11 protein-coding genes are annotated in these 11,413 nt (G+C 63.0%); 4 read left to right on the top strand and 7 right to left on the bottom strand.

Going from position 1 to position 11,413, the window contains the following annotated elements:
- The first annotated feature begins 26 nt into the window (after positions 1–26).
- Complete coding sequence (locus BPNPMPFG_RS05825) at positions 27–1,304, top strand: ABC transporter substrate-binding protein (RefSeq protein WP_258593882.1); 1,278 nt, start codon at positions 27–29, stop codon at positions 1,302–1,304.
- 159 nt (positions 1,305–1,463) lie between these two features.
- Here BPNPMPFG_RS05825 and BPNPMPFG_RS05820 read toward each other — a convergent pair whose 3' ends face one another.
- Positions 1,464–2,669, bottom strand: a complete 1,206-nt coding sequence (locus BPNPMPFG_RS05820; RefSeq protein ID WP_258590687.1) for an integrase core domain-containing protein — start codon at positions 2,667–2,669, stop codon at positions 1,464–1,466.
- Positions 2,670–2,829: 160 nt separating this feature from the next.
- On the opposite strand from BPNPMPFG_RS05820, the gene BPNPMPFG_RS05815 reads away from it, so the two are divergent.
- Genes BPNPMPFG_RS05815 through BPNPMPFG_RS05805 form a run of 3 tightly spaced genes read left to right on the top strand, consistent with a single transcriptional unit; the run spans position 2,830 to position 5,675 of the window.
- Positions 2,830–3,756, top strand: coding sequence for a carbohydrate ABC transporter permease (locus tag BPNPMPFG_RS05815; RefSeq protein ID WP_258593880.1), 927 nt, complete (start codon positions 2,830–2,832; stop codon positions 3,754–3,756).
- Positions 3,756–4,604: a carbohydrate ABC transporter permease gene (locus tag BPNPMPFG_RS05810; protein WP_258593878.1), complete on the top strand. Its 849-nt coding sequence runs from the start codon at positions 3,756–3,758 to the stop codon at positions 4,602–4,604. Before BPNPMPFG_RS05815 ends, BPNPMPFG_RS05810 begins: the two co-directional genes overlap by 1 nt.
- Positions 4,605–4,607: 3 nt before the next feature.
- Positions 4,608–5,675, top strand: a complete 1,068-nt coding sequence (locus tag BPNPMPFG_RS05805; protein WP_258593876.1) for an ABC transporter ATP-binding protein — start codon at positions 4,608–4,610, stop codon at positions 5,673–5,675.
- Between the two features lie 73 nt (positions 5,676–5,748).
- Here BPNPMPFG_RS05805 and rpmG read toward each other — a convergent pair whose 3' ends face one another.
- The 6 genes from rpmG to rnr form a co-directional block, all read right to left on the bottom strand.
- The gene (rpmG, locus tag BPNPMPFG_RS05800; RefSeq protein ID WP_006201775.1) at positions 5,749–5,916 is read right to left on the bottom strand and encodes a 50S ribosomal protein L33; all 168 of its coding nucleotides are present in this window, start codon (positions 5,914–5,916) and stop codon (positions 5,749–5,751) included.
- A 154-nt stretch (positions 5,917–6,070) separates the two neighbouring features.
- Positions 6,071–6,529 (bottom strand): YqfO family protein, encoded by a 459-nt coding sequence (locus tag BPNPMPFG_RS05795; RefSeq protein ID WP_258593874.1) that lies wholly within the window; start codon positions 6,527–6,529, stop codon positions 6,071–6,073.
- Positions 6,530–6,647: 118 nt separating this feature from the next.
- Positions 6,648–7,826, bottom strand: a complete 1,179-nt coding sequence (locus tag BPNPMPFG_RS05790; RefSeq protein ID WP_258593873.1) for an MFS transporter — start codon at positions 7,824–7,826, stop codon at positions 6,648–6,650.
- Between the two features lie 15 nt (positions 7,827–7,841).
- Positions 7,842–8,582, bottom strand: coding sequence for an NUDIX hydrolase (locus tag BPNPMPFG_RS05785; protein ID WP_258593871.1), 741 nt, complete (start codon positions 8,580–8,582; stop codon positions 7,842–7,844).
- A 74-nt stretch (positions 8,583–8,656) separates the two neighbouring features.
- A complete protein-coding gene (locus tag BPNPMPFG_RS05780; protein WP_258597070.1) occupies positions 8,657–9,091 on the bottom strand; it encodes a DUF983 domain-containing protein in 435 nt (144 codons plus the stop codon).
- A gap of 11 nt (positions 9,092–9,102) precedes the next feature.
- Positions 9,103–11,409: a ribonuclease R gene (gene rnr / locus BPNPMPFG_RS05775; RefSeq protein WP_258593870.1), complete on the bottom strand. Its 2,307-nt coding sequence runs from the start codon at positions 11,407–11,409 to the stop codon at positions 9,103–9,105.
- Between the last annotated feature and the right edge of the window lie 4 nt (positions 11,410–11,413).

The raw sequence follows: 11,413 nt of genomic DNA, 5'->3' as shown, positions 1-11,413 counted from the left end.
GCGGGTTCAAAATGGGAGTCTTGAACATGAAAAAACTGACCGTCATGCTTGCCACCGTTGCGGGGCTGGCGATTTCCGCCGGAAGTGCTGTGGCCGATTCGACCCTCAAAATGGTCGAAGTCATCACCAGCCCGCCGCGCACCGAATTCCTGAAGAAGCAGATCGCCGAGTTCGAAACCGCCAATCCCGGCGTCAAGGTCGAGCTGATCTCGCTGCCCTGGGGCCAGGCCTTTGAAAAATTCCTCACCATGGTGCAGGCCGGCGACACGCCCGACGTCGTCGAGATGCCGGAACGCTGGATGGGTCTCTATGCCAACAATGCCCAGCTTGAGGATCTCGGCCCCTACATGGCCAAATGGGACGGCGCCAAGACGCTCGGCGACCGCGCCAAGCAGTTCGGCTCGACGGTCAATAACACCCAGTTCATGATCCCCTACGGCTACTATGTGAACGCGCTGTTCTGGAACAAGAAACTGTTCAAGGAGGCCGGCCTCGACGGCCCGCCGGCGACGCTCGACGATTTCATCGCCGATTCCAAGAAGATCTCGGCAATACCGGGCAAATACGGCTACTGCCTGCGCGGCGGTCCGGGCGCCTTCAACGGCATGCACATGTTCATGAACATCGCCGCCGGCAAGGGCGGCTATTTCAAAGAGGATGGCACCTCGACCATCAACGACGAAGGCTCGGTCAAGGGCCTGCAGATGCTGGCCGACATGTACAAGAACGGCCTGGCGCCGAAGGATGCGGTGAGCTGGGGCTTCAACGAAACGGTCACCGGCTTCTATTCCGGCACCTGCGCCATGCTCAACCAGGATCCGGACGCGCTGCTCGGTATCGCCGACAAGATGAGCGCCGACGATTTCGCGGTGGCACCGATGCCGGTAGGCCCAAGCGGCAAATCCTACCCGACGCTCGGCTATGCCGGTTGGGCGATGTTCGCCAACTCGCAGCACAAGGATGACGCCTGGAAACTGATGGCGACACTGTTGTCGCCCAAGGACAATCTTGAGTGGGCAAAGGAAGTCGGCGTGATTCCGATTCACAACGGCGCCGACCAGGACGCCCACTTCAAGACCGAGCAGTTCAAGGGCTGGTTCACGGAGCTGAGCGACACCTCCAAATATGAAATGGTGACGCCGCCGACACATCTGGAGAATCTCGGCAATTTCGTCGACCAGGTGGCGATCAAGAACTTCCAGGAAGTGCTGCTTGGCCAGAAGACGGCCAAGGACGTCGCCGACCAATGGGCCGCCTTCCTGACCAAGGAACAGCAGGACTGGCTGGCGAAGAACAAGAAGTAAGCGCCTCTTCTTCCCTTCTCCCCGTCACTATACGGGGAGAAGGTGTCACGAAGTGACGGATGAGGGGCGGCGCCGGTCTTCGAAAGGTTCGCGCTGCCCCTCATCTGCCTGCCGGTGTCCAGCCGATAGATGGGTAACACTTTGAACCGGATACATGGGTTACAGTTCTCCCCCTGTATTGTCCGTTGCAGCGCCAAGCGGTTTGGTTGGCGCGGCGCTGCGGCGGACAAGCTTCATGCGCCTGGTGTCGATGATGCCGAGCGGATGGGCATGGAAGGAGAGTGCCCATTCGCCGCCCTCGGTTTCGGTGGCGGCGACCGCTTCGCCGACCAGCGCCTTTGAGATGTAGATGAAGCCGCCATTCCACCTGATTTCGCCATTGTGGCGCACATGGCGCACCGCCGCCTCGTCCGGATAATCGGGCTCGGGTGCTGTTTTTGGCATGGCGCGCTGTGACGGGCGGTAATGCTGGGCTGGAGTGTCCATGGCGAGCGCCTCATGCGGACGCTCCTCATTGTAGCTACGCCGGAAGGCCTCGAAGGCCTGGCCCTGAGCCGTTCTGTCGGCCTCCGGCGTCTCAGCCAATGGCAGCATGGTCAGATGAAAGCGCTCGTGGCGTCCATTCTGCTGCGGCTTGCCAGGCGCGATCCGCTCCAGGATGATCCCGAGCTTGATGAAGCGCACCGCAAGCGGCGTCAGACCGGTGACGCCGGCCGATGCAAACGGTGAACCGTTGTCGCTTCTGAACCGATCCGGCAGGCCATGCTCCTCAAACAACCGCTCGAACACCGGCCAGGCCTCGCTCTCTGCTGTTGACCCCGTCGCTTCCAGCGCCAGCAAGTAGCGGCTCGACGCATCCATCACCGTCAAGGGCTCGCAACGCCACCCGTCAACAGTCCGGAACCAACCCTTGTGATCACCCGTCCAGACTGCGTTCGGCCCCTCTGGCTCCGGCCACGGACCATTGCCGCAGGCCCGCAGGTGCGGCCGCTTGCGGGCGCCGACAAGTCCATGCCGCGCAAGGATCGCGCCCACCGTCGAGGCTGAAGGCCAGACCAGCTCGGGCGCCGTGCGCTTGAGCCGCGCAACGATCTTCTTAGGCCCCCACAGCGGGTGCGTCTCCTTCGCCGCGACGATCCGCTCCACCAAGTCAAGCGCCGTCGCCCGGCCATGATTGAGCGGTGCTCGCGGCAGATCGTGCAAACCTTCCGGGCCAAACGCGCGATAGCGACCAAACCACTTGTAGCCGCTCTTACGCGAGATGCCGTACGCCGCACAAAGCGCGCTCATCGTCTCCTCGCCTGCCAGACAATCCACAACAAACCGAAGTCGTTCGTCCATGATGCCAGTCTCTCGCCAAACCATCGCCGGTCCTCCCGGCGGACAAGAAAACTGTCACCCATGCTATCGGTCCATTCTGTTACCTATCTATCCGGTTCGGACACCGGCATCTTCTCCCCGTATAGGGACGGGGAGAAGGACGCTTGTCGCCTATCCTGACGCTTCCAGAGATGATCCACAGCCAATGACCTATGCCGTGTCCGAAATACGATCCGCCGGCAAGCCGCGTCGCAAGTGGCTGTCACACGCCGCCGTCGAGCCCTGGCTCTATCTCAGCCCGGCGATCATCCTTCTGGTCGTGGTGCTCTTGGTGCCGCTCATCATCGGCATCAGCTACTCCTTCCGTAAATTCTCGGCTTTCAAATCGGAATATGTCGGGCTCGGACAGTATCAGGCGATGCTGTCGGACCAGGTGCTCGGGCAGGCGTTGGTCAACACGCTGTGGTGGACGGTCGCCAGCCTGTTCTTCCAGTTCTTCCTTGGCCTTGGCCTGGCGCTGCTTCTCGACAAACCGTTCGTCGGACGCAAATTTGTCCAGGCTGTGGTCTTCCTGCCATGGGCCGTGCCATCATTCCTGTCGGGCCTGACCTGGGCATGGCTGTTCAACCCGATCATCGGGCCGCTGCCGCACTGGCTCTTCGCATTGGGGCTCAGGGCTGAGTCGACCACCAGCATCCTGTCCGATCCGGCCACCGCCATGTGGGGGCCGATCATCGCAAACATCTGGTTCGGCATCCCGTTCTTCGCCATCACGCTGCTCGCGGCGCTCAAGTCGATCCCGTCGGAGCTGCATGAAGCGGCGGCGATCGACGGTGCCTCGCCGGGGCAGCGCTTCACCAAGGTGACGCTGCCGTTCCTGGCGCCAACCATCGCCATCACCGTCATGCTGCGCACCATCTGGATCGCCACATTTGCCGACCTGATCTTCGTGATGACGGCAGGCGGTCCCGCCGGGTCGACAAGCACCGTGCCGGTCTACATCTATGTCAGCGCCTTCAAGTCCCTGGACAAGGGCTATGCCTCGGCGGTGGCGGTGCTGCTGCTCGTCTTGCTCATCGTCTATGCCGTGGCGCTGATCGGCATTCGGCGCTCAATCGTGAGGCACGTCTGATGATCGCCGGGCGCTCCAACTCTTCACGCTTTCTCAGCGGCATCGGCCTCTACGGCGCCATCGCGGCCTACATGATCTTCGCGCTGTTCCCGATCTTCTGGACACTGAAAATATCGGTCACGCCGGAGCGATTGCTGTATTCCGAGGGCATCACCTTGTGGCCGTCGCAGACGACCTTTCAGAATTTCTATACTGTTCTGGAAGTCTCTGATTTCCCACGCTATTTCCTGAACAGTGTCATCGTTTCGGTGGCGACTGCGGCGTTGGTGACGGTCATTGCCACGCTCGCCGGCTATGCCATGTCGCGCTTCACCTTCCGCGGCAAGGCGGCGCTCGCCATCATGCTGCTTTTGACCCAGACCTTCCCGCTGGTGATGGTCATTCCGCCGATCTACCGCGTCATGGGCGAGCTTGGCCTCACCAACAGCCTGATCGGGCTGATCATCATCTACACTGCCTTCAACACCGCCTTCGCCACCTTCCTGATGCAGTCCTTCTTCGATGGTATCCCAAAGGACCTGGAAGAGGCGGCAATGATCGACGGCTGCACGCGCGCTGAGGCCATGCGCAAGGTGATCGTGCCGCTGACGCTGCCCGGCATGGGTGCGACACTGGGTTTCGTCTTCACAGCTGCCTGGAGCGAGCTGTTGTTCGCGCTGATGCTGATTTCCAGCGACGACAAGAAAACCTTCGCGGTTGGGCTGCTCACCTACATCGGCAAGTTCGCCGTCGACTGGGGACAGATGATGGCTGCGTCCGTCCTGGCGCTGATCCCAGTCTGTATCTTCTTCGCCTTCCTGCAACGCTATCTCGTCACCGGCCTGACCGCCGGCGCCGTCAAAGGATGATCGATGGCCTCTGTTACGCTCGAAAAGGTCCGCAAAGACTATGGCGCGGTCCGCGTCCTGCACGCGGTCGACCTTGAGATCGCCGATGGCGAGTTCGTCGTGCTGGTCGGCCCTTCGGGCTGCGGCAAATCCACCTTGCTGCGCATGATCGCCGGGCTGGAGGAGGCTTCCGGTGGCGAGATCCGCATCGGCGAGCGGCTGGTCAACGACGTTGCGCCGAAGGACCGCGACATCGCCATGGTGTTCCAGTCCTACGCGCTCTATCCGCATATGGACGTATCGAAGAACATGGGCTTCAGCCTGATGCTGAAGAAGGCCGAGAAGCAGGCCATCGACGCGCGGGTGGGTGGTGCCGCCAAACGGCTCGGGCTCGACAATTTCCTGCAACGCCTGCCGCGGCAATTGTCCGGTGGCCAGCGCCAGCGCGTCGCCATGGGCCGCGCCATCGTGCGCGATCCCAAGGTGTTTCTGTTCGACGAACCGCTGTCGAACCTCGACGCCAAGCTGCGCGTCCATATGCGCGCCGAGATCAAGGCGCTGCACCAGCAATTGAAGACCACCTCGGTCTACGTCACGCACGACCAGATCGAGGCCATGACGATGGCCGACCGGATCGTCGTCATGCATGACGGGCTGATCCAGCAGGTCGGCGCGCCGCTCGATCTCTATGACCGGCCGGCCAACATGTTCGTCGCCGGTTTCATCGGTTCGCCGGGCATGAATTTTCTGCCGGCAACGGTTCGAAAGGCGGGCACATCGGAGGCCGTGCTGGCCGATGGCCAGGCATTGCGCCTGCCGGACGGCTTGCCGCTGAAGGATGGTGACGCGATCACCGTCGGCTTGCGACCGGAGCATGTCAGGCTGGCCGATGATGGCGCCCTGCAAGGCGAGGTGGTGGTGGTGGAGCCGCTCGGCCTGTCGACGCAGTTCTACGTCAAGCTGGCGGTCCAGCAGCTCTGCGTCTTTGCCATGGGCCGTGCCGGCGTGAGGCCCGGCGACGTGGTGCGGCTGTCGGCCGATCCGGCGTCGCTGCATCTGTTCGATCCGAAAAGCGGCGATCGCATCGGGTGAGGGCCTGCAGCCATCCATGAAAACAAAAACGCCGCCCATTGGGCGGCGTTTCGGCATTTATGGAGAAACCAGATTACTTGATCTTGGTTTCCTTGAATTCGACGTGCTTCTTGGCGACCGGGTCGTACTTGCGGAACGACAGCTTGTCGGTCTTGGTGCGGCTGTTCTTGCTGGTCACGTAGAAGAAACCGGTGTCGGCGGTCGACAGAAGCTTGATCTTGATGTTTGCGGCTTTGGCCATGATCTCAGTCCGTTATGTTCGTGGGGTTTTGGCCGCTGGAGCACGGGAAAACACCCGGACGCGGGAAACTTGGCGCGACACATAAAGAACGTGCCTGGAAAGTCAAGCCCGGTGGAGCTCATACGATCCACTGGAGCTGGCCAGTGGCCTCGAATTATACGGTTTCTCTCGCTGATGCAGCAACCTTCTTCCAGTCTCCGGTGGTGTTCCACCAGCGATTCGGATTGGCGCGATCGTCCAGTCCCTTGGAACGGCTGGCCAGAATCGGCTGAATGCGGATCACTGGTTCCTGGTAGGAGTGCGCCTGGAAAATTGCCTCGACGACGCGCGCGGCCAGCGCCTGGTCGTCGGGCAGTTCGAAGGAAATCTCGACCGTTCCTGGGCGTCGCCGCAACTCGGTTTCGGCGCCGGCGGCCGCACCTTCAAGCGGCCGGTAGCGTTCGATGCCGTGTGCTGACTGATAGGCGTTGCGATCATATTTGCCCATCGCCAGCGGCGCTATCGCCACCACCGCGTCCATGATGCGGTCGACATCGGCGGCCGGTGCCTGAAAGGTCACAAGCAGGAGCAGTGTCATTCGCAACGAAGTGGTTTCAAAGCCGCTGTCGATCATGGAAGTATCCTCAACTTCAGATGTTTGAGGAAACCTTATAACCGGGGGCTGCTGACATGGTTCTGTCAGCAGCCTGTCCTCGCGCCACGCTGAACACAGGGTTCGCCGTGCTGTTGCGCTACAGTAGGATCTTGCGAACCAGCCTGACGCTAACCAGGGCGATGTAGGCGCCGAAGAACAGGCCGAGCGACCAGCCGAAGCCGGCCGGACCGAACGCGTCCATGCCGATGCCGATCGCTTGCGGGCCGAGCACCATGCCGACGCCATAGCACAGCACGAAGGCGGCGTTGGCCGACGCCAGTTCGTGGCCGGAGAGCTGCGAGCCGAGATGGGCAAGGCCGATCGTGTACATGGCAGCGACCACGCCGCCCCAGACGAACAGAAGGGCTGCCATCAGGTGCCAATTCTGGGCAAAGAAAGGCATGAAGACCGTGCCGGCGAAGCCGACGATGGCGCAGGCCAGCAGCAGATAGCGGCGGTCGTTGACGCGGTCGCTGATCATGCCGATCGGGATCTGCAACAGCACGTTGCCGAGACCGATCATGGTCAGGAGAAGGGCTGCGTCGGCCTCGGAGTAGCCGATGCGGTTGCCGTAGATCGGGAACAGCGCAAAGCCGCCGGTTTCAACGGCGCCGAACACCAGCACGGCGGCGGTCGCCGACGGCACTAGCCAGATGTAGCGCAGGAAATTGCTGGTTTCGCCGTCGGAGGCGATGGTCGGGCTCTCGTTGCGCGCCGCCAGCACTGGTATCGCGGCCAGCGTCACCAAGACGATGATGACGCCGAACGGCCTGAAGCCGGAGCTGCCGAGATGGGCGAACAGCCACGGGCCGGCGGCAAAGCCGAGCGACAGAACCGTGGCGTAGATGCCGAGGACAAGGCCGCGCCGGTGCGGCGGCGCCGAAGTGCTGATCCAGAATTCCGACAGGATGAACAGCACCGTCAGCGCGATGTGCAGCACGATGCGCAGTGGAAACCACATCCAGAAATCCGGCGCGAAGTGGAAGCCGACGAAGGCCAGGGCACCGGTGGCAATCATGGCGACCATCGTCCAGGCTACGCCGAAGCGCATGGCGAGCGGTGTGGCCAGCGGTGCACCGGCGATCGAGGCCAGGCCGGCGACGGCGGTGTTGAGGCCGATCATCGAGGCCGAATGGCCGCGCGTTTCCAGAATGACGCTGAGCAGCGGCATGCCGAGGCCGATGGCGATGCCGACGACGCTGATCGACGAGATCGCCGCCACCATCGGCAGCCAGTGTACGCGTTCGTCGCCCTGTGGTTGGGTATCGACCGTCATGGGATGCTGATTACTCTACAGAAGTTCGCGGGTGAAGCGGTTGCGGACAAGCCGGTAGAAGGGCACGGGTCCGCCCGGACGCAACAGCGGATCATGGGCGAGGCGCTTTCCCAGCTCGTCCAGGATCATTCGGGTGATGTCGGGTATGTCGGCTTCCCTGGCCTTGGCAAGCGGCAGCCAGACCAGTTCCTCGAGCTCGTTGGTTGGACCGCCACCCGGCAGTTCGACCGCGACATCGTCGCGCCAGGCGCTGAAGAAGCGCGTGTCGAAGCGGCGCACCCGGTTGGGCGGCGTGATGGCGCGGGCAACGAAGCGCAGCATGTCGAGAGAAGGTTGCACGCCGTGTTCGGCAAAGCCCTGCCAATCAGGCCTGGTGGTGGCGAACGCGCCTTTGCGGCCGATCAGCAGCCCGGCTTCCTCATAGGTCTCGCGAATCGCCGACAAGGCGATGCCGCGCGCACGCGCGGCACTTGTGCGGCCGGGACCGGCGATGAGCCTTGCTTCCTGCTCCGGGTGCAATGCGGCGGCGATCGGGATGCGGCTGTCGGCCGGATCGGTACGGCCGCCGGGAAAGACGAACTTGCCCGGCATGAAGGCGTGGCCGGCGTGGCGGCGGCCAATCAGCACCAGCACCTCGTCGCCCTTGCGGTCGAGCAGGATCAGTGTCGCCGCATCGCGCGGACGGATTGGCTGGTCGCCATGAGCGATCATGCTCCGCTCGATCCTGTCGACTTCCGCCTTGGTCATACCGTCCATGCGCAGGACCTAGCGGAAACTTCTGGCAAGCGAAAGTGGCCTTTCACGGTCGGCATGTTGCGCCAGGCGGCGTTCTAGGCCCCGGGATGGGGCTCGATCACGTCCTGCTCGCCGCCGAATCCATGCATATAGAAGGCCCATTGCAATCCGATGACGGCACCCTTGACCGGCTGCAGCAGCGCGACCGACAAAATAATGGTCAGCGGCACCCAGATGGCGATGTGCTGCCAGGTAGACAAGGTCGATGTCGCCTCCACGCCCATGAAGGCGCCAAGCACGATGTGGCCGACGATGACGATGACAAGATAGGCGGGCAGGTCGTCGGCGCGATGGTGATGCAGTTCCTCGCCGCAGACACTGCATGTGTCGACGGACTTGGTGAAGGCGCGAAACAGCTTGCCTTCGCCGCAATGCGGGCAGCGGCCGAGCATGCCGCGCTTCATGGCCGTCCACAGCGGGCGGGCAACACGGCCCGAGTGATGTTCGCCGCCGAAAACCTGGTCTTCCATGACTGTCGTCATCATCGTCTCCTGCCGCGCGAACCCGGTCGCGATTGCGACGCGCGGGCACGGCCCTTGGCCTTGTGAAACGACCGCTTGGAGCCTGGCAAGGGCTTCGGGTCGGTCAACATCTCGAAGCGCATCGCACCGGCCATCGGCGCCACCTCGACGAGCCGGACCTCGACGCGGTCGGCAAGCTGGTAGCCTTTGCCCGAGCGTTCTCCGAACAAGGAGCGGGCCGTTTCATCGTATATATAGTAATCGCCATTCAATGTTGACACCGGGATGAAACCATCCGCGCCGTACTGCGGCAATTGGACAAATAGTCCCGATTTGGTGACGCCGGAAATACGCGCATCGAACCGGTCGTCGACGCGCTCGGCGAGGTAGGAGGCGATCAGCCGGTCGACCGTATCGCGTTCCGCAGCCATCGCGCGCCGTTCGGTGCCGGAAATCAGCACGGAAACATCTTCGAGCCGCGCTTCCTCGTCCTGCGTCAGGCCACCTGGACCGAGGCCAAGTGCGGCAATAAGTCCGCGGTGCACGATCAGGTCGGCGTAGCGGCGGATCGGCGAGGTGAAATGGGCATAGCGCTTCAGGTTGAGGCCGAAATGGCCGATGTTCTTGGGCGAATATTCAGCCTGGCTCTGCGAGCGCAGCACCACCTCGTTGACCAGGCCTTCGTTGTCGTCGCCGCGCACGCGCTCGAGGATGCCATTGAACTGGCTTGGCCGCATCTGCGCGCCGCGCGCCAGCGACAGGCCGAGCGTCTGCAGGAACTCGCGCAGCGATTCCTGCTTGGCCAGCGAAGGCGCGTCATGGACGCGGTAGACCAGCTCCTGCTTCTTCGCCTCCAGCGCCTCGGCCGCCGCGACATTGGCCTGGATCATGAATTCTTCGATCAGCCTGTGGGCGTCGAGCCGTTCCGGCACGATGACGCGATCGACCGTGCCATCGGGCTTGAGCAGGATCTTGCGCTCCGGCAGGTCGAGTTCGAGCGGCTGTCGGCCGTCGCGGCCGCGCTTCAAGATCGCATAGGCGTCCCATAGCGGCTTCAATATGGTGTCGAGGATCGGACCGGTCTTGTCATCAGGCACGCCGTCGATCGCCGCCTGTGCCTGGCTGTAAGCGAGCTTCGCCGCGGACTTCATCATGACGCGATGAAAGGAGTGCCGGAGCTTGCGGCCATCGGCCGAAAAAACCATGCGCACGGCGAGCGCCGGGCGATCCTGGCCTTCGCGCAGCGAACAGAGATCGTTGGAAATGCGCTCGGGCAGCATCGGCACGACGCGATCGGGGAAATAGACCGAATTGCCGCGTTTCAGCGCCTCGCGGTCGAGTGCCGTGCCATAACGCACGTAGGCCGCGACATCGGCTATCGCCACGGTGGCGACAACGCCGCCCGGGTTCTTCTCATCGAGGTCCGGTGTGGCGAAGACGGCGTCGTCATGGTCCTTGGCGTCGGCCGGATCGATGGTGACCAGCGGCAGGTCGCGCCAGTCCTCACGGTGAGCAAGCGTCGCGGGCTTGACGGCTTCGGATTCGGCGATGACATCGGCCGGGAAGATATGCGGAATGTCGTGGGCATGGATGGCGATCATCGAGACCGCCTTCTCGCTGGTCAGCGAACCCAGCACGTTGAGCACCTTGGCGCGGGGCAGCCCATAGCGGGAGGCTCGCGCGGGCTCGACCTCGACCAGGTCGCCGTTTTTGGCGCCGTTCTGGAATTCCTTGTCGACGATCAGCTCAGGCTGGCGCCGTTCGACCGGTTCGATGCGGAAGGTGCCGTCCTGCAGGATGCGAAAGACACCGAGAACCGCATCGCTGCGCTTCTCGAAGATCTTCATCACCCGCCCGGTATAGGCGGGGCCTGTCGCTTCGTTGGTCGGGAAGGTTTTTGCCAGCACGCGGTCGCCGATGCCGGGCGCCGGGCCGTTGCCGCTGCGTGAGATCCGAATGGAGACAACCGGTGGCTCGCCAGTGCCGACGGCTTCCGCCGGGTGCGCCAGCAAGATGCCATCGCCGTCACGGCCAAAAATGTCGAGCACGGCGACATGGGGCAGGGCGCCGACGCGGGCCAGTTGCTTGCGCTCCTTGGTCAGGACGCCTTCGTCCTGCAAGTCGCGCAGGAGATCCTTCAGCCAGATGCGGTCGTCGCCGCGTAGCGCGAACGCCTTGGCGATGTCGCGTTTGCCGGCGCGGTCGGGGTTTTCGGCGATGTAGCGCAGGATTTCGTCACGCGATGGCCGGTAGTCGTCCTTGACCTTGGCCCTCGTGTCGGCGGTGCGCGGATCGCCGTGGCTTCTTCCGGTGATCCTGCGCGCCACGCTG

Source organism: Mesorhizobium sp. AR07 (assembly GCF_024746815.1).
Taxonomy (GTDB): domain Bacteria; phylum Pseudomonadota; class Alphaproteobacteria; order Rhizobiales; family Rhizobiaceae; genus Mesorhizobium.
This window is presented reverse-complemented; position numbering and strand designations above follow the sequence as displayed.